This is a genomic window from Alistipes sp. AF14-19 (genome assembly GCF_003461645.1).
Lineage (GTDB): Bacteria > Bacteroidota > Bacteroidia > Bacteroidales > Rikenellaceae > Alistipes > Alistipes shahii.
The window spans coordinates 191,572-210,574 of record NZ_QTXM01000003.1 but is presented as its reverse complement, the minus strand read 5'-3'; the positions used below and the strand labels follow the sequence as shown (position 1 = coordinate 210,574).

The window sequence follows — 19,003 nt, the reverse complement described above, 5'->3', positions numbered from 1 at the left end:
GTTACGGATTATTCCGGCTTTTTTCGCTAATTTTGTCCGGAGAAAAAGCCCCCGACATGAAATTCGACATCGCACGGCAGCCGCTCGTTCCGGCCTTCCTGACCCTCGCCGCACTCGCCGTCGTCGCGATGTGGAACGCAGGCGGCCCCGCCGTGTCCATGGCGGTGCAGGCCGGCCATGCCGCAGGAACCGTCGATATAGGCCGGAATGCCGCCGGCGCACTTGCGGTCTCTTCCCCCGGGGAACTGCTGGCGCAGTTCCAGGCCGCACATCCCGTCTGGGCGCGCTGGATCGCCGGACTGCTGATGCTCTTCACGGGCATGTCCGTCGGGCGCCTCACCGTACGCTACAACCTCTACTCCGTCGGAACCTGTCTCGCCATCCCGCTCTACGGAGCGATCGCCTGCGGCCTCGCCGTCGGCGGCGACTGCCTGACGACCTTCGCCGCATCGGCCCTGCTGGCCCTCGCCACGAAGAATTTCTGCCGTTCGTACTGCAACGGATTCGGCTTCGACGCCATCTTCCGCGCCTCGCTCTACATCGGACTGCTGCCGCTCGTCGCCACGGCCGCAGCGCCGCTCCTGATCCTGCTGCCGCTGGCCGTCATGCTTTTCCGGCGCACGCTACGCGAAGTCGCCGTCGCGGTTGCGGGCCTGCTGCTGCCCGCTCTCACGCTCTGCTACGTCAACTGGGCCGCCGGAGGCGAGTTTCTCGCTCAGGTCGCGGAACCGGGAAGCGCATTCATCGCCGGAACGCCGCTGTCGCTGTTCCTCTCGACGCCCGTGCAGAACCTCGTCCTGCCGGGAGCCGTCTTCCTCCTCGACCTGACGGCCCTGCTGTTTTTCCTCTCGGACATCTACGCCCTCGGCACCAAACCGCGTCTCATATTCATATTCAATATAAGTGCGCTCCTGCTGACCGCCGCCGCACTGTGCGGTCCCGCCGCCACACCTGCAACCGTCGCCCTCGCGGCGGTGCCTTCGGCCGTCCTGCTGCCCTTTATGTTCGTGCGCATCCACCGGGCGATCGCCCTTCCCCTCTACCTGCTATTGCTCGCCTCTGCCGTCATTAGCGCAGTTTTACAATAATCTATTTAGTTCGAAACATAGCACAAACGGTTCTATTTGCCACTTTGTGCCCAAATGTGCTATTGCTTATGGTAGATTGAAAAGTTTTAATTGTATATTTGAGAACGAACAACAGTGACGCAATGCTTTGTTCAGAAAAACTTAAATTACAATTACTATGAAGAATTCAATGAATTCGTCGGTTCAACAACCGATGATTGTGAAGTATGTCGAGTCGCTTCACAACGGTATCCAGTCGCAGGCCCTTTCGCGCTATGCAATCGGCTACATCCTCCGCGGAACGAAGTACATCTACGACGGCGATAAGCGTCAGACACTTTCGCGCGGCGACGTTTTCTATCTGGGCATCGGACACCACTACATTGAGAACTTCCCCGAAGGCGGCCAGCCGTTCGAGCAGGTGCTCTTTTATTACACGCCCGGCGACCTGCAACGCATCCTGATGCATCTGAACATCACCTACGGGCTGAACATTTCGAACGAACATTCGTGCGAAAACTGCCGCAACCGTTCGCACGTCACCATGCCCGCGTGGAACTCGCTGCGAAACTTTTTCATCAACACCAACAACTACCTGCGCGACGAGGATTTCCGCCACGACGAGACAGCCGAGAACATCAAGATGACCGAGTTGATCTACCTGATCGCCTCGCACGAGGATTGCTGCATCAAAAGCAAGCTGTTGAGCAACGTCGACGCCGCGAAGGAGAATTTCGAACAGACCGTCTACGACCACATCTTCAAGGACATTTCGATCGAGGAGCTTTCGAAACTCACCAACCGTTCGCTCACCTCGTTCAAAAAGGAGTTCCGCCGCCACTTCCAGATGCCGCCCCACAAGTGGTACATCCGCCAGCGGCTGATGCACTCGCGCCTGCTGCTGATCTCGACCTCGAAATCCATCTCCGAAATCGGCAACGAATGCACGTTCCCCAACACATCGCATTTCATCAAACTCTTCAAGAAGGAGTATCAGATGACGCCCGCCACCTACCGGCACAAGCACCTCACGTCGCTGGTCCCGGAACCCGCCCTCAACGAAACGGCGGAAGCTGCGGAAATGCGCGAGGCGCTTTAATCAAAAACTTATAAACACGCAGGTATTTTAAAAATTTTAATTATAATCTATAAACAAAATTACGTTAGGTTTTAGAAAAATGTTACAAAACATTTGGAGTTTCATAAATTTCAATTACCTTTGTGTAACAAACGTGGGATTCTCTCACTCTCATTAACCTAACTAACCTAACCAGAGAGGTCCGATACCGGCAGGTGTCCGACCTCTTTTCTTTTGCGTGTTTGCGGGCGGGCGCTCTTTTTTGCGGGCGGGCGCAGAGCCGGACCATCAGCGGCAAGGCTCCGCACCCGACAACCCGCCTTTCAGGCGGGCGCACGCTAAACTCCGGCTTTCAGCAGAGGGTATCCTTCCCGGAACAGCGGATCATCCGCCAGCATGGCGCGCAGCCGTGCGTCGCCCGCGCAGCAGGCCGTCGCCGTTTCGGCCATCCGCAGAAAGCGAAGCCGCAGGAACCGGCAGGGAAGCATCTCGGTCCCGTGGTCGTAATAGTCGCCGTCGAGGCAGGCGAGCGCCGCGTCCCGGTAAGCCCGCACGGCCGACGGGTGCGACCCGATGCGGAGAAAGAAATCGCCGAGCCGCTCCCACTCCACGCTTTCGGCAAAGGCGCGCCGGTCGGCGCAGCATTTCAGCCCCTCCGCCCTGCGGACGGCCCGGAGGTGTTCCTCCTCCACGGCTTTGCGAAGATCCGCATCCAACAACAGTTCGTTTCCGCGCAGGCGGGCTGCAAGGCGGTAATTCGCCTTGCCGGTTTGCATTGTTTTCATAAAAGCACATTTTGAAATTAGACAAACGCCGGAGCCTGCCGAAGCGAATCAAAGAACGCAACAGGGCGTAATATCCCCGTCGATGCGGTCTTCGACAGACTGCCGATTTTCAAATGTGCGAATGATATGCAGGTAAAAGAATCACATAATTTCCGGACAAACGGCCCGGGTCATGCCGGAGATAACCGTTGCGGGGACAAATATAAGGCAAATTTCGGCTTCCTCCAAAAAAATCCGCATCCCCTCCGGCGCACCCAGACCCCGCATCGGAACAATAATTGGCTTTTTCACGGGGTTTTTCAATTATTTTTTCTTATTTTTGCATCAATTGGAAAATAATGAACTTAAATGCCGAAGTTTTATGACAAGGTAGATGTACTGAAAAAACCCGGATGGCTGAAAATCCGACTCCACCGCACTCCCGAATGGGGCGAAGTGCGGCAGATCGTCGAAAAGCACAATCTGCACACGATTTGCAGCAGCGGCAGGTGTCCCAACCAGGCCGAATGCTGGAGCCGGAGGACAGCGACATTTATGATTCTGGGAGACATCTGCACTCGGGGCTGCCGTTTCTGCGCAACCAAAACGGGCCGTCCCCTTGCTCCCGACGCCGAGGAGCCACGACAGGTGGCCGAAAGCGTCGCACTGATGAAACTGCGGTATGTCGTCGTAACTTCCGTGACGCGCGACGACCTCCCCGACGGCGGAGCAGCCCATTGGGCCGCAACCGTGGAGGCCATCCGCACACAGAACCCCGACGCCGTAATTGAGCTTCTTATTCCCGATTTGGACGCACGGCCCGACCTGCTGGAGGTGATCGTCGCGTCGAAGCCCGACATCATCGGGCACAACATCGAAACCGTCGAGCGACTGACCCCCGTGGTGCGCTCCAGAGCCAAGTACCGTACGAGCCTGGAGACCCTGCGCTGTCTGAACAGGCAGGGCGTCGTAACGAAAAGCGGACTGATGGTCGGACTTGGCGAGAGCGATGATGAAGTTTTGCAAACCTTGCACGACCTGCGCGACGCAGGCGTGCGGATTGTGACACTCGGTCAGTACCTTCGGCCCACTCTGGAGCACTACCCCGTTGCGGCGTACATCACTCCCGAAAAATTCGAATGGTACAGACTCCGGGCGCTGGAAATGGGTTTCAGCTACTGCGCGAGCGCACCTCTGGTCCGCTCGTCGTACATGGCCGAAGAAGCCCTGCGAAGCGTAAAAAGTTTGTAGCGATGAAAGCCTACTGCCGGGACCTCGGACGCATGGACTACAAAACCTGCTGGGATTTGCAGCAGGAGCTGTTCGACGCCGGGGTAGCCCGAAAGCGCACCGGTCCCATTCCGGTCCCGGGCGCAGACGGCGCGGACGATGCGGGCACGGTCCTGCTGGTGGAGCATCCGCCGGTTTACACGCTGGGCAAGAGCGGGCATGCCGAAAACCTGCTCGTCAATCAGGAAGCGCTCGAAGCGATGGGCGCACAGTTCTTTCACATCGACCGCGGCGGCGACATCACCTTCCACGGCCCCGGGCAGCTGGTATGCTATCCGATCCTCGACCTGGAGCGTATCGGCATCGGCCTGCGGGAGTATATCGAAGCGCTGGAGGAGGCCGTGATCCGCACGGTCGCGGAATACGGCATCGCGGCGGGACGCATCGCCGGAGCCTCGGGGGTCTGGATCGACCCCGGAAAGGCGCGGCCGCGCAAGATCTGCGCAATAGGAGTCCGTTCGTCGCGTTATGTCACCATGCACGGGTTCGCACTGAACGTGACGACCGACCTTGAGTGGTTCTCGCGCATCAACCCCTGCGGATTCACCGACCGGGGCGTCACGTCGATCGCCGCCGAAACGGGGTCGCAGCCGTCGATACAGGAGGTAAAACAGCTGGTCATCAGGGAATTGGCCACAGCCTTGCAGTGTGAAATAACGAGCGGTTCGTGAAAGACGGCCGGCAAAAGGGCCCGGCATCTCACTCATCTCCCACCCTGAAGGAGGGCCGGAGCGGAGATTTTTAAACGACGCCACAGGCGGCGGCGACAGCGGCGGACAGCGCCGAAACGATATAAAGACGCAATAACGATAATTGGAAATTAAATGTTAAAATATATAAATAACAATTCGTATGCCTATAGAAAAACGCTGGGTAGTGAAGCCACAGGGCGACCCCGCGACGGCAGCCATGCTGGCTGCCGCTCTGCGGATCTCGCCAGTACTGGCCAATCTGCTCGTACAGAGAGGCATAGACACTGTAGAAAAGGCGGAGAAGTTCTTTAAACCGAGCCTCGCCGACCTGCACGATCCGTTCCTGATGAAGGACATGGAGAAGGCGGTCGAGCGGGTCGAACAGGCCGTTGCGAACCAGGAGAAGATCATGGTTTACGGCGACTACGACGTGGACGGCTGTACGGCCGTCGCGCTGGTTTACAAGTTCCTGCGCCAGATCGGGCACAAAAACCTGATGTTCTACATCCCCGACCGTTATACCGAAGGATACGGTATTTCGATCAAAGGTATCGACCTCGCCGCCCGCAAGGGCGTGGGGCTTATCATCGCCCTGGACTGCGGCATCAAAGCCACGGAAAAGGTTGTCTATGCGAAGACGAAAGGCGTGGATTTCATCATCTGCGACCACCACCTCCCGGCCGAGGAGATTCCCAAGGCCGTAGCCGTTCTGGACCCCAAGCGGGTCGACTGCTCCTACCCGTTCGACGAACTGTCGGGCTGCGGCGTGGGATTCAAACTCGTGCAGGCCTATGCGCAGAAAAACCGCATGCCTTTCGAGCAGATCCTGCCCCTGCTGGACCTGCTGGTCGTGTCGATCGCCTCGGACATCGTGCCGCTGGTCGGCGAGAACCGGATTCTGGCCTATTTCGGCCTGAAGAACCTCAACCGCGAGCCGTCGAAAGGTCTGCTGTCGATCATCAAGATCTGCGGGCTGGACAAACACAATATCACCATCGACGACATCGTCTTCAAGATCGGGCCGCGCATCAACGCCGCCGGCCGCATGCGAATGGACGAGAACGACGAAAACGCCTCGCCTTCGGGCGGGCACGCCGCCGTGGAGCTGCTGATCGAGGGCAACGAGTCGATCGCCGAGGAGTTCGGCAGCGTGATCGACGCCTACAACCAGGACCGCAAGTCGATCGACCGCTCCGTCACGCAGGAAGCGCACGACTATATCGAGGGCAATCCCGAAATGAAGGCCCTCAAGAGCACCGTGATCTACAATCCCCGCTGGATGAAGGGCATCGTGGGCATCGTCGCGTCGCGTCTCATCGAGACCTACTACCGCCCGACGGTGGTGCTGACGATGAGCAACGGATTCGTGACCGGATCGGCGCGTTCGGTTCCCGGATTCGACCTTTACCAGGCCGTCGAGTCGTGCTCGGACCTGTTGGAAAACTTCGGCGGACACATGTACGCCGCAGGGCTGACGATGCGTCCGGAAAACGTCGGCGAGTTCACGCGGCGGTTCAACGCATACGTGGAGGAGAACATCGACCCGCAGATGCTCGTCCCGCAGGTGGACATCGACAGCGAACTGCTCTTCTCGGACATCACGCCGGCTTTCCGCAAGGACCTCAACCGCTTCCAGCCCTTCGGGCCGGGCAACACGGCGCCAGTCTTCGCCACCTGCGGCGTGAGCAACCACGGCGACGCCAAACTCGTCGGCATGGAGTGCGAGCACCTGCGCATGGACCTGATGCAGCGGCAGAAGCCCAACACCAAGATCCAGGCCATCGCCTTCCAGCAGCCCACGCATTACGAATGGGTGCGCTCGGGACGCCCGATCGACGTCTGCTACCAGATCGTCGAAAACCACTACCGGGGAACTGTGACCACCCAGCTCCGGATCAAGGACATCAAACCCGTTCTGAACAGGTAGTCTCCGTCTTCGAAAGAGAGGTCAGGAACACAACTCCGGGCCTCTCTTTTTCAATTTACATGCGTCATTGCATTTAGCGTCACAGCCGGTCATCCGGCTCCTTCACTGCAAACAAATGAATCTTCTGAAGAAACCGTTCAGCATTTCCCTCCAGGCCCTGGCGGGAGTTCTGATTTTCAGCTGCCTGCTGGCACATCCCTTCTCCGAAGCCGCGAGCAGCCCCCCGGGCGACAAGCGCGACTACATGCTGGTGCTGAACACCTACACCGAATCGGCGCCCTGGAGCAGCCACATTATCAACAGCATCGTCGCGCATATCGACCAGGTGGACAACTTCGAAGTCTACACCGAAAACATGAACTCGCTGTTGATGACGTTCAAAAAACACAAAACCGGCGAGATCGAATCCTTCAAAAACAACCTGCTGCGGGAATACGGCAAGAATCCGCCCCGGATGCTGGTGCTGCTGGGCGCTCCGATCGCCGTGCTGCGCGACTTCGTGAAACAGACCTGGCCCGGCGTGCCGTTGATCCTCTGCTCGGAAATGGACTACATAGGTCCTGAAAACGCCTACCTCGACCGCCGCCCGCTGCGCCCCGAGGAGCGGCTGCCGCTGTGCGACAAAGCCGTGTCCGACAACATCACGCTCATCCGCACGCCGCTCTACCTGCGCGAGAACGTCGAGCTGATGCGCCGGATGATCCCGGGGATGGATTCGCTGATCTTCGTCGGCGACGGCCGCTATATCAACCAGCAGGCCGACAGCGACCTGCGCGAACTGCTGGACCGCGAATTCCCGCAGATCGACTACCGGTTCTACTCGGCACACGAAATGTCGACCGAAGCGCTGCTGGACTCGCTCAACCGCATCGACATCCACCGCACGGGCATACTCTTCTCGTCGTGGCATTACACAAAAAAAATCGGCGACAACATCGTCTCCGTCACCGACTCCTACCGCGTCATCGCCAGCGTGCAGGCCCCGATGTTCGCGCTGATGCCCGCAGACATCCGCGACGGCGGACTGGTCGGAGGCTATGTATACGACGACGCCGAGGTGAACGCACACGTCATTTCGACCATCGACGCCGTTCTGGCCGGACACCAGCCACGCGACATTCCGTTCTACGCCCCGCAGGACGCCCGCCCGGTCTTCAACTACGCAGCCCTCGAACGCAAGGACCTCTCGCCGCACACCTGCCCGGCCAACACGCTCTTCTACAACAAACCGGTATCGACGCTCGAACAGTACAAATGGGCGATCGGAGGCATCGTGCTGCTACTGCTGCTGGCCTTCATCGGCATCCAACAGTGGCGCATTCGCATGATGTACCGCGTGGAATCGGCCCGGCAGCGGGAATCGGAAAGTCTGGCGAAATATTCGAACCTGTTCAACGCCATGCCGATCGTCTACATCCAGATGAAGGTGATTTACGACGAAAACGGCAACCCCGCAGACGCCCTCTACTGCGACGTGAACTCCCGTTACGAACGCATATTCATCCCCCGCGAGCAGGCGATCGGACGACGGGTCAGCGAACTGTTCCCCTTCCCGATGACCGAATTCATGCGGCTGATAAAAATCGCACAGACCGAGAACCGGACCATCACCTACCCCTATTATTACGAACCGCGCGACATCTTCTACGAAGTGGTGATCAGCCGCTCGTACCTCGAAGAACACATCGACATCTTCTGCCTCGACGGCACGGCGCTCTACAAGACGCAGCAGAAACTCGATTCGATCAACCACAAGCTGGCGATGGCGCTCGACGTGGCGGACATCGTGCCCTGGAAATGGGACCTGCGCAAAGGGTCGATCCTGTGCGACGTGAACAAATCGGTGCACGGCCAAATGCTCGCCGGGACGAACGCCGACCAGCAGCTGGAAGTCCCCTCGGAAAGCTATTTCGCCAAGATCCACAAGGAAGACCGTGAGCGGGTGCGCCGCGCCTACGACGACCTGATCGCCGGACGGAAGGACAAGGTGCGCGAGGAGTACCGCGTAGCCTCCGACGCCGGAGGACGCTGGCATCTGGACTGGGTGGAGGCACAGGCCACCGTGGACCAGCGCGACGACGACGGGCGCCCGCTGAACCTCATCGGATCGTCGCTCGTCATCACGCCGCGCAAGCGGCTGGAGCAGGACCTCCGTTCGGCACGCGACCGCGCCGAGGAGTCGAACCGCCTCAAATCGGCCTTCCTGGCCAACATGAGCCACGAAATCCGCACGCCGCTCAACGCCATCGTAGGGTTCTCGAGCATCCTTGCCGAGACCGACGAGGAGCAGGAAAAGCGGGAATACATTTCGATCATCGAGAACAACAACGCCCTGCTCCTGCAACTGATCGGCGACATCCTCGACCTCTCGAAGATCGAGGCCGGAACGCTGGAATTCAACTTCTCGGACTTCGAGCTGAACGAACTGATGCACGAAAAGGAGAACATCATCCGCATGAAAACAGCCGAAGGCGTCGAACTGATCTTCGAACCGGGGCTTGACGCATGTCTGTTCCACTCCGACCGCAACCGGCTTTCGCAACTGCTGATCAACCTGCTGACCAACGCCGCGAAATTCACCGCCAAAGGGTCGATCCGCTTCGGCTACCGGGCGGAGGGCAGCCGGCTCCGTTTCTACGTCTCCGACACGGGCTGCGGCATTCCGCCCGAAGGGCAGCGGCGGATTTTCGACCGGTTCGTCAAACTCAACTCCTTCAAACAGGGCACGGGACTCGGGCTTCCGATCTGCAAAAGCATTGTCGAACATCTCGGCGGAGAGATCGGCGTGAAGTCGGAAGAAGGGCGCGGCACGACCTTCTGGTTCACGCTTCCCTACGTCACCGGCAAGCCCTGCGAAACCCCGTGCGGGGAGATCCCGACGGTTTCGGTCGAAAAGGACAAACTGACGATCCTCATTGCCGAGGACAACGACAGCAACTACCGTCTCTTCGAAACGATCCTGCGCCGCGACTACCGGCTGATACACGCCCGGGACGGGGAGCAGGCCGTAGAACTGTGCCGCACGGAACATCCGCACCTGATTCTCATGGACATCAACATGCCCGTGATGAACGGTTACGAGGCCGCGGCGGAAATCCGCAAATTCGCGGCGGAAATCCCGATCGTCGCCGTCACGGCCTACGCCTACGCCTCCGACGAGCAGAAGATCATGCAGAACGGATTCACGGGCTACATGCCCAAGCCGATCAACGCCCCGCAGCTCAAAAAACAGATTCTCGACATCCTGCGGGAACGCATCACGCTGATATGAAACGTTAAAGGACGCCCTTCGAGGCGTCCTTTAACGTTATCCGAGCCGGAGAATCCGCGCCTCGTCGTCCGCAGGCGGCAGCGGGGCGGGGGAGAAGTCAGAATAGCCCAGGGCGATGGCGCAGAGGGGTTCGCAGCCGTCGGGAACGGGCAGGAACGTCCGCAGGTAATCGGCGGCCCTCTCTCCGTCGGGGGCGTCCTTGCGGCGGGGCCGTCCGTTGACGTGCACCCAGCACGAAGCCAGCCCTTCGTCGACGCAGGCCAGCTGGAGCACCGTGGCCGAAATCGCGGCGTTCTCACGCCACAGATCGCTCGCCGAGGTGTCGCCCAGCACCAGGACCGCCAGCGGCGCGCCCTTCAGAAACGCCGACCCGTAATCGCGCATTTCGGCCATGCGGGCCACCAGCACGGGATCGTCGACCACCAGAAAACGCGTCGTGCGCGTATTGCGTGCCGAAGGGGCCGAAAGGGCTTCGGCGAGGATGCGGTCCACGACCTCGCGGGGAACTTCGCGGTCGGTGAATTTACGGACCGAACGGCGTTTCGCAATCAATTCCTTGAATTCCATAATCTTTTGCGTTTTCGTACGTTTATTGCAAAAATAGTAAAAAAACAGTATCTTTGTTAAAATTAGTGAATTGAGTTGAATGACGAACCGAACCGGTTGGGCTCCGTTTATCGGACCAGAACAGTTTTAATTCGGATTCAGTCCGAAATCGACACTGGTATATCTTCTTCAGGAAACAATGAAAATAGGAACTGGATTTTTTGGGTGTTTATTCTGCATTGTCCTTTTCGGATGCTCTCATGCAACCGAAAGATCCTACATGGATTCCGGCTATACGAAGGAGCAGCTCGAAGCTATGGGAGTAAATACGGAGCATCTGTTCGTTTTTACCGAGGAGCGCGCAACATACAACGGCAAGGTATTTTCGATAGACATACTTATCGATTCCTTGATCGGGGTATTCGGCCCCTGCGAGCGAATCGTATACGGAGAAGAGTACAACAAAGGATACGACCACTATTTATGGGACGAAATTGGCTTCGTTGCCCTTGTCTCTCCCGAAAAAAAGGTGATGGAGGTGAGTCTGCATTGGGACTGCCTGCCCAAAGTGGAGGAGTACGATTACAACGATTCTGACCCGGTTCCTGCTAAATTTTTCAAGGGTAAAATGCTGTTGAACGGGGTTCCGCTGGATAATACCTCGGATTACGCGGCTTATTGTAACAATAAAGAGGTGCAAGAGCGGCTGCGCGAAATGGCGCGGCAGAACGGGATCGTAAAGAACTTTGACAAAATTCTCTATCATTATGCAGACAACGGCAGTGTTCTCCGCTATCAGTTCTGGACTCACAAACTCTACTTCTTTGATTACTCGGCATTTGAAGACACCCCCTTTTTTTCATATAGGGTGAAAATCGCAACTCAGACGGGAAGCATACATGAATTTGGGATGCAGTACGACATCTACACCAACCCCGACTTCACAGATATATTTTGACACGAATTTTAGATTCTATATCTTGAAAACGATGGAATTCAGATTCACCATAGCACTCATCTACGATTTCGACGGCACGCTGGCCCCGGGCAACATGCAGGAGTACGATTTCATTCCGGCCGTCGGCAAGAGCAACAAGGAGTTCTGGACCGAGGCCAACACGCTGGCCGAGGAGCAGGACGCCGACATGGTCCTCACGTACATGGCCCGGATGATCCAGGAGGCCAAGTCGAAGGGCCTGTCGCTGCGCCGCGAGGCGTTTCAGGATTCGGGCCGCCGCGTGACGCTCTTCGCGGGGGTCAAAGAGTGGTTTTCGCGCATCAACGCCTACGGGGCCGGGCGGGGCATCCGCATCCTGCACTACATCAACTCCTCGGGGCTGAAGGAGATCATCGAGGGCACGGAGATCGCCCACGAGTTCCGCAAGATCTACGCCTGCTCGTTCCTCTACGACGTGGACGGCATCGCCTACTGGCCCGCCGTGGCGGTCAACTACACCAACAAGACGCAGTTCATCTTCAAGATCAACAAGGGCGTTGAGTCGGTTTTCGATTCGAAGCTGGTCAACCGCTACATCCCCGAAAACGAGCGTCCCGTACCGTTCAAACACATGATCTACGTGGGCGACGGGACCACCGACATCCCCTGTATGCGGCTGGTCAAGAACTCCGGGGGCCATTCGATCGCGGTCTACAACCCCGACCGGAAGGGGGCCAGCAAGGAGATGGCCTCGCTGATCCACGACAACCGCGTGAGCCACGTATGCCCGGCCGACTACACGGAGGGTTCGGAGATGGACATCCTCGTGAAGACCATCATCGACAAGATCGACCTCGACGACAGACTGGAAAAACTGGAGGTCGTCCGATAACATGCTTGCCGGGAAAGTCTACTCCGGACGGCTGGTGCGCCCGGCCCTGTTCGGCGGATCGCCCGAGTGGACCGCCGGGGTGCGCCGGCATCCTACTGCGGTCGTCGCCGCGGCCGTCGTGCTGCTCGTCTGCGCCTGCATCCCCTATGCCGGATTCCCGGCCCTTTATCTCGCGGCGGCGGCCTGCGGGGCGTTCTATGCCGCGAACGAACCTCTGCAACTCCTGCTGCTGCCCGGAAAGGGCGCCGCGCGATTGCTTGCCCGCAAGATCTTCACGGCCTGGCGCAACTACTTTCTGATGACCGCCCCTTTCGCCGTGCTGGCACTCCTCGCACAGCCCCGTTCGGCCTGGATGGCCGCGGCGTGGGCCCCGCTGGCGGCGTTGGCGCTGCTCTATTTCGTCGCGGCCAAATACGCCCGCTACGACCCGGCGGACGAATCCCCGCGCTGGCCGCTGGCCGCCCGGCTGGGAGCTGCGGGATTTCTCATCCCGCCCCTGCTGCCCCTCAGCCTTTGCCTCGTGGTGAGCTACCTGCTCCGGGCCGAACGCAACCTCAGCCGCTACCTTTATGATTACGATTGACGCCCTCCGGATTTGCGACGGGGAGCGGACGCCGCTCGACGGCGTGACGATGCTCCTCACGGCCAATGCCGTCCACGGCATCGCAGGCGAGGGCCGCAGTGAACTGCTCCGGGCCGTATACGGACTCGCCGTGCCCGAATCGGGAAGCGTCACCTCGGGCGGACACCCCCTGCGGCGGCGCGACATGGCCTATCTGGAGGCGGAGCCGCGCTTCTGGCCGGGACTGACAGCGGGGGATTGCCTCGGCCTCGTACGCCGCTACCATCCCGCATCGGACCCGGCTCCGTTGCTTCGGCGGCTGCCCGTACCGCCCGCCGCCGAAGCAGCCGCCTTGCCGCCCAACGAGCGGAAACGGCTGGCGCTGATCCTGCTGCTGATGCAGCGTAAACGGGTCCTGCTGCTCGACGAACCTTTTTGCGGACTCGACGCCGAAAGCGTTTTCGTCGTGCAGCAACTGATCCTGCAACTCGGCTGCGAGGGGCGGACCCTGCTCGTCGCAGCCGATTCGCTCGCCCTGCTCGACGGCATCTGCGACGATCTCTACGTGCTCGGCGGCGGGGGCGTCCGCGGCCGCTACGAACACTACGAATTCGCTCGGGCGGTCCGGGAAGCGGCCGCTTCGGGGATTGCGGAAAAATGAGTACCTTTACGAAAAATTCCATGCCATGAAAATCGTTTTCGCCACGAATAACGCCCACAAGCTCTCCGAAGTGCAGGCTGTGCTGGGCGACGCCTTCACCTTGCTGACGCCCCGCGACTGCGGCGTTGAGGAGGATATTCCCGAGGAGCAGCAGACCCTCGAAGGCAACGCCTCGCAGAAGTCGCACTACCTCCACGGCCGCACCGGGCTCGACTGCTTCGCCGACGATACGGGGCTGGAGGTCGAGGCGCTGGGCGGCGCCCCGGGCGTGCACTCGGCCCGTTACGCCACCGACGGCCACGACTTCGCGGCCAATAATCGCTTGCTGTTGAAAAACCTCGAAGGCGCAGAGAACCGCCGGGCGCGTTTCCGCACGGTCATCTCGCTGATTCTCGGCGGCGAGGAGCACCTTTTCGAAGGCGTCGTCGAGGGGCGGATCATCGACCGCGAGGCCGGGCACGAGGGGTTCGGCTACGACCCGCTGTTCATCCCCGACGGCTATGCGAAGACGTTCGCCGAGATGACCACCGACGAAAAGAACGCCGTTTCGCACCGCGCCCGCGCCGTGCGCAAACTGGCCGAATTCCTCCGTTCGATCGAAAAATAGCCGTATGGAAAACGTCAATTGGGGCATCCTGGGCTGCGGCGACGTTTGCGAACGCAAGAGCGGCCCGCCGATGTACAAGACCCCGCATTCCGCCCTCGCGGCCGTTATGCGCCGCGACGCCGCCAAGGCTGCCGATTTCGCCCGCCGGCACGGCGTGCCGAAGAGTTATACCGACGCCGATGCGCTGATTGCCGATCCCGGCGTGGACATCGTCTACGTCGCAACCCCGCCCGACAGCCACCGGGAACTCGCCCTGAAGGTGCTGGCCGCCGGAAAACCCGTCTACGTCGAGAAGCCGATGGCGATGAACCATGCGGAGTGCCTCGACATGATCGCCGCGGCGGAACGCTCCGGGCAGCGGCTCTTTGTCGCCTATTACCGCCGGGCGTTGCCCTACTTCTTGAAAGTGAAGGAGCTGCTCGACAGCGGGGCCATCGGCGAGGTGCTGAGCGTCGAGGTGCGCTATTTCCGTCCGGAGAGCCCCGGGGACCGCGATCCGGCACGTCTTCCGTGGCGGCTGCGCCGCGAGGTCGGCGGGGAGGGCTATTTCTGCGACATGGCGCCCCATACGCTCGACATCCTCGATTTCCTGCTCGGGGAGATCGCCGATGCCCGGGGGTGCAAGACCAACCGCGGGGGATTCTACGACGTGGCGGACACCGTCGCGGCGTCGTTCCGCTTCCGTTCGGGCGTGCCCGGTACGGGGATGTGGTGCTTCGTCGCTCCGCCCTCCGCTGCGGAGGATTCGGTGGTCGTCACGGGCCGCAAAGGCTCGGTGCGGTTCAGCACGTTCGATTTCACGCCGGTCGAACTGGTGACGGCGCGGGGTGTCGAACGCTTCGAAATCGCCCCTCCGGAGCATATTCAGGGCCCGCTGATCGAAACGATCGTCCGGGAGCTGCGCGGCGAGGGCGTGTGCCCCTCCACGGGAGTCTCCGCGGCGCGAACTTCGCGGGTGATGGATGAGATAATGAAAGAATAAATCGCTATCTTTGCGCCCTATGGAGACGAAAAACTACGACAAGGAGGAGCGTTTCGACCCTGCGACCGTCGAGGCGCTGAAACTCCACTATGCGGAGATCCTGCGCCTGCTGGGCGAGGACCCCGCGCGCGAAGGGCTGCTGAAAACCCCCGAACGGGTGGCCAAGGCTATGGCGTTCCTGACGAAAGGTTACGACGAAAATCCGCTCGACATCATCCGCTCGGCGATGTTCCGCGAGGAGTACCGGCAAATGGTGCTCGTCAAGGACATCGAGCTCTACTCGCTCTGCGAACACCACATGCTGCCCTTCTACGGCAAGGCCCATGTGGCCTATATTCCCAACGGTTACATCACGGGTCTTTCGAAAGTGGCCCGCGTGGTGGAGTGCTTCGCCCGCCGCTTGCAGGTGCAGGAGCGGCTGACGGTGCAGATCCGCGACTGCATTCAGGAGGCCCTCAACCCGATGGGCGTGGCCGTGGTGATCGAGGCCAGCCACATGTGCATGCAGATGCGCGGCATCGAGAAGCAGCAGTCGGCCACCACCACGTCGGCTTTCACGGGCGTCTTCCTGTCGAGCCAGCGGACCCGCGAGGAGTTCATGACCCTCATTTCCCACCGCTACCGTTAGACTTAAACCCGTTCCGGCACAGATGCCGGTTCCTTATGCCGGGGTCTTCGGTGCGGGCCGGGACTTGGTTTGTGTCAGCGACGGCAAGGCATTCGGATTCTGAGAGGCGTACCGTTACCGGAACGACCGGATTAAAAAAGCAACAGCTTAGACAATTAAGCTGTTGCTTTTTTTGATGCGGTGAATTTTCGGCAGAGCGACATTGGCTTTCGATTTATTTCGATTCGAAATTCGTCAAACGTTTCCGGACCTCGGAAATGCATCTCGTTTCGGGCCGAAATTTTTTCTGACAGCTCTTTCCTGCTTCGATACGGGCATTGCAAGTCTATATAACAACGGTAGTCGTACATTTGTAAATGTCTTATAAACAAAATGTTGGTTTTTGTAGGGTTCTATATTATAGACCGGCTCTATTTATTGCCTTTTATAAAATGGATACTTTTGTAAAACATAATTTCGGACTTATGATTTGCAATTTTTTTAATAAGGTTCGATTTCTGACCAACAAACTAAAACTCTTAATTTTTATGAAGAAACCATTTTTACACTTGCATCTAAGCTTGCTGTTTCTGATGGGTTGTGTCTTCCTGCTTCCCTCCTGCATCGAGGACAAAGCGGAAGACGCCGCACACCGGCTCGTCGTAAGCAAGGTCGATGTGGAGTTGATTCAGACCGGAATGCTGAACACCGGTTCGAAAGCCTCGTTCGACGTACTTGCAAACCGGGGGTATGTCATCACGTCCGATGCCGAATGGCTCGATGTCGATAAACCGACCGGAAAAGGACGCGTTTCCGTAACGCTCGAAGCGAAGCCCAATGAAACCGCCGGCGAACGCACCGGACATCTCACCGTCACGAGCGGAAAACTCTCCGAGCGGGTCACCGTCACGCAGACGCTCGATCCCGATCCCGACGACGGAAATCCCGTGGGATACACCTATTATTCGGAGAATTTCGACTGGATCGCCGTGTACGGCGGCGCCGACTGCGTAGGACTCGGTTCGCAGAACGGTGCGAAAAACATTTATAGCACCGGCGACGCGCTGCAAAAATTCGGCGAAGCCGGGCTTCAAGATTACAACCCCGTGGGCAAAACGATGTATGCCTGCGCCGGATACTTCAAGATGGGAGCGACCGACAAACAGACCGGAATCATTCTGCCGGCCCTGAAAATCGGCCGCAAGAAAGCCTCCAACGTCGAACTCACGTTCGAGACCTGCCCGAATATCGGCGGCTCCGGCAAGGCCGACGCGGTGACCGTCACGGTCGAGATCGTCGAGGGGCCGGGCACGGTCAACGGCAATTCCGACCGCGAAAGCGAGGCCATGAAACCCGACCAGACCTGGAAATGGACGCCGATGAGCGTGAAACTCTACGGCGTGACTGCTGCGACCCGTATCGCCATCCGCTCGACGCAGCAGGGGAATCCCGGTGTGACCGCCGGCGAAAAAGGCTATTTCCGCTGGTATCTCGACAACGTGAAGATCGTGAAAGCTCCGCGCAACTAACCGCAATCAACTCAAAATCAGAATAACAATGGATTTCAAATACATAATAATCCGGGCGTCGTCCGCCCTGTTGCTGCTGTCGGGCCCCCTCTTCACGGCCTGCGACGACGACGATCCCGATGCGTTCATCACGGTTTCCAAACAGGAGATCGAAGTGGAATACAACGGTTTGACGGCCAACGGCGAAACGGTCAATTTCGACCTCGGGTCGAACCATGCGTGGCAGGCGACCTACGTCGAGGAGTGGATACATCCGACCCACACGGAGGGAGACCGCGGCCGTACGCGCATCTTCCTTGCGATCGACGAAAACGACACGGGCAAAGACCGCGAAGGCTATGTCATATTCGAGGGCGGCGGTTCGCGGCGAACGGTCGCTGTCACCCAGAAACTCAAAATCGACGCCCTGATGGTCTCCCCGGGCAAACTCACCGTCGTCAGATCCGGCCTGCTGGAAACGGGCGAGAAAGCCTCGGTCTATATCTCCGCGAACAGCGACTGGACGATCGAGCCCTCCGGGGACAGCGGTTGGATCACTCCCTCGAAAACCTCGGGCAAAGCCGGCGAAGAGGACGTAGAGCTGACGATCGCCCAGAATACGACCGGCGCCGTGCGTACCGGCACATTCGTCGTGGTCGCCGGTTCGAAGCGTGCGACCGTCACCGTGACCCAGAACCTCGAGGGGCTGAAAGTTTCCGCAACGTCGTTCAGGGTCAATAAGTTCGGCTTTGCCGACGAGGAGCGCACGCCGCTGACGTTCACGGTTACTGCCGCCGAGGCATGGACCTCGACCGCCGACGGCTGGCTGACGCTCAGCCCGGCTTCGGGCGATGCGGGCGAAACCGAGGTGACGCTCACGGTCGGAGAGAACGGTACGGGGGCTCTCCGCAGCGGAGAAGTGAAGATCGTCACTGCGCAGACCGGACTCGAAGAGACCGTAAGTGTCAGCCAGAACGCCAAGGACAATCTGTTCGAGGACGACGGCCAGCAGGTCGGGCATGTCTATTATAACGAGCCGTTCGACTGGGCCATTCCGTTTGGTATGGACGACCAGGTGGGGCTCAATGGCACCAAATGGACGCGTCTCAGCGTACAGAAGAACGATGAGATTAAGGCGGCTTGGGCGAAATGCGGTCTCACCGACTTCAATCCGGATGCGAATTGTCTTTTCATCGCTTCCGATTATCTTCATATGGGAGGTAAAAATATTCAGACGGGCGTCATTCTTCCTGCAATCGGAGTTAAGGCCGGCCAGAGTACCGATGTCGAGCTGTCGATGGAAACCTGTGCCAATATCGGCGGTTCGGGAACTCCGGACGGTGTTACCGTCACGGTCGAAATCACTGCCGGTCCCGGTACCGTGAACGGTGATTCGGAGAAGTTGTGCGAGCCGATGACACCGGCTCCGAGTTGGGGATGGACTCCGATGAGCGTGAAGCTTTACGGCATTACGGCCGACACCCGGATTGTTATCCGTTCGACCCAGCAGGGACAAAACGGCTACTTCCGCTGGTTCCTCGACGACATCAAAATGACGAAGATCGCAGCCGAATAGTCCTGCGGTGTCAAATCAATGAAAAACAAGAAGACA

General features: G+C 59.0%; 17 protein-coding genes. 15 read left to right on the top strand and 2 right to left on the bottom strand.

What is annotated here, in order from left to right:
* The first annotated feature begins 56 nt into the window (after positions 1-56).
* Positions 57-1,088, top strand: coding sequence for a hypothetical protein (locus DWW03_RS04570; protein WP_015546923.1), 1,032 nt, complete (start codon positions 57-59; stop codon positions 1,086-1,088).
* 157 nt (positions 1,089-1,245) lie between these two features.
* The gene (locus DWW03_RS04565; RefSeq protein ID WP_022061609.1) at positions 1,246-2,166 is read left to right on the top strand and encodes an AraC family transcriptional regulator; all 921 of its coding nucleotides are present in this window, start codon (positions 1,246-1,248) and stop codon (positions 2,164-2,166) included.
* Positions 2,167-2,483: 317 nt separating this feature from the next.
* Here DWW03_RS04565 and DWW03_RS04560 read toward each other — a convergent pair whose 3' ends face one another.
* On the bottom strand, positions 2,484-2,930 hold the full coding sequence (locus DWW03_RS04560; RefSeq protein ID WP_022061610.1) for a hypothetical protein: 447 nt from the start codon (positions 2,928-2,930) through the stop codon (positions 2,484-2,486).
* 348 nt (positions 2,931-3,278) lie between these two features.
* Between DWW03_RS04560 and lipA the strand changes: the two genes are divergently transcribed.
* The 4 genes from lipA to DWW03_RS04540 all read left to right on the top strand — a co-directional run bounded on the left by lipA (position 3,279) and on the right by DWW03_RS04540 (position 10,089).
* Positions 3,279-4,160, top strand: a complete 882-nt coding sequence (gene lipA / locus DWW03_RS04555; protein WP_015546919.1) for a lipoyl synthase — start codon at positions 3,279-3,281, stop codon at positions 4,158-4,160.
* A gap of 2 nt (positions 4,161-4,162) precedes the next feature.
* Positions 4,163-4,870 (top strand): lipoyl(octanoyl) transferase LipB, encoded by a 708-nt coding sequence (lipB, locus tag DWW03_RS04550; RefSeq protein ID WP_015546918.1) that lies wholly within the window; start codon positions 4,163-4,165, stop codon positions 4,868-4,870.
* A gap of 181 nt (positions 4,871-5,051) precedes the next feature.
* Positions 5,052-6,818: a single-stranded-DNA-specific exonuclease RecJ gene (gene recJ / locus DWW03_RS04545; protein WP_229096071.1), complete on the top strand. Its 1,767-nt coding sequence runs from the start codon at positions 5,052-5,054 to the stop codon at positions 6,816-6,818.
* A 115-nt stretch (positions 6,819-6,933) separates the two neighbouring features.
* Positions 6,934-10,089, top strand: coding sequence for an ATP-binding protein (locus DWW03_RS04540; RefSeq protein WP_118406386.1), 3,156 nt, complete (start codon positions 6,934-6,936; stop codon positions 10,087-10,089).
* 36 nt (positions 10,090-10,125) lie between these two features.
* On the opposite strand, the gene DWW03_RS04535 is transcribed toward DWW03_RS04540, so the two are convergent.
* Positions 10,126-10,656: a nitroreductase family protein gene (locus DWW03_RS04535; RefSeq protein WP_118406385.1), complete on the bottom strand. Its 531-nt coding sequence runs from the start codon at positions 10,654-10,656 to the stop codon at positions 10,126-10,128.
* Between the two features lie 178 nt (positions 10,657-10,834).
* On the opposite strand from DWW03_RS04535, the gene DWW03_RS04530 reads away from it, so the two are divergent.
* The 9 genes from DWW03_RS04530 (at position 10,835) to DWW03_RS04490 (ending at position 18,967) form a co-directional block, all read left to right on the top strand.
* The gene (locus DWW03_RS04530; RefSeq protein WP_147344287.1) at positions 10,835-11,593 is read left to right on the top strand and encodes a hypothetical protein; all 759 of its coding nucleotides are present in this window, start codon (positions 10,835-10,837) and stop codon (positions 11,591-11,593) included.
* Between the two features lie 31 nt (positions 11,594-11,624).
* Positions 11,625-12,464, top strand: a complete 840-nt coding sequence (locus DWW03_RS04525; protein WP_015546914.1) for an HAD family hydrolase — start codon at positions 11,625-11,627, stop codon at positions 12,462-12,464.
* Position 12,465: 1 nt separating this feature from the next.
* Positions 12,466-13,047 (top strand): hypothetical protein, encoded by a 582-nt coding sequence (locus tag DWW03_RS04520; RefSeq protein ID WP_022062183.1) that lies wholly within the window; start codon positions 12,466-12,468, stop codon positions 13,045-13,047.
* A complete protein-coding gene (locus DWW03_RS04515; protein WP_118406384.1) occupies positions 13,034-13,687 on the top strand; it encodes an ATP-binding cassette domain-containing protein in 654 nt (217 codons plus the stop codon). The genes DWW03_RS04520 and DWW03_RS04515 overlap by 14 nt, the downstream gene beginning before the upstream one ends.
* 25 nt (positions 13,688-13,712) lie before the next feature.
* On the top strand, positions 13,713-14,294 hold the full coding sequence (rdgB, locus tag DWW03_RS04510; protein ID WP_022062181.1) for an RdgB/HAM1 family non-canonical purine NTP pyrophosphatase: 582 nt from the start codon (positions 13,713-13,715) through the stop codon (positions 14,292-14,294).
* Positions 14,295-14,298: 4 nt separating this feature from the next.
* Positions 14,299-15,276, top strand: coding sequence for a Gfo/Idh/MocA family protein (locus tag DWW03_RS04505; RefSeq protein ID WP_022062180.1), 978 nt, complete (start codon positions 14,299-14,301; stop codon positions 15,274-15,276).
* Positions 15,277-15,295: 19 nt separating this feature from the next.
* Positions 15,296-15,904 carry a GTP cyclohydrolase I FolE gene (gene folE, locus DWW03_RS04500; RefSeq protein WP_019151937.1) on the top strand — a complete coding sequence of 203 codons (609 nt, stop codon included), beginning with the start codon at positions 15,296-15,298 and terminating at the stop codon, positions 15,902-15,904.
* Between the two features lie 527 nt (positions 15,905-16,431).
* Positions 16,432-17,412 carry a BACON domain-containing protein gene (locus DWW03_RS04495; RefSeq protein ID WP_229028783.1) on the top strand — a complete coding sequence of 327 codons (981 nt, stop codon included), beginning with the start codon at positions 16,432-16,434 and terminating at the stop codon, positions 17,410-17,412.
* Positions 17,413-17,440: 28 nt separating this feature from the next.
* Positions 17,441-18,967, top strand: coding sequence for a BACON domain-containing protein (locus DWW03_RS04490; protein WP_022062176.1), 1,527 nt, complete (start codon positions 17,441-17,443; stop codon positions 18,965-18,967).
* The last annotated feature ends 36 nt before the right edge of the window (positions 18,968-19,003 follow it).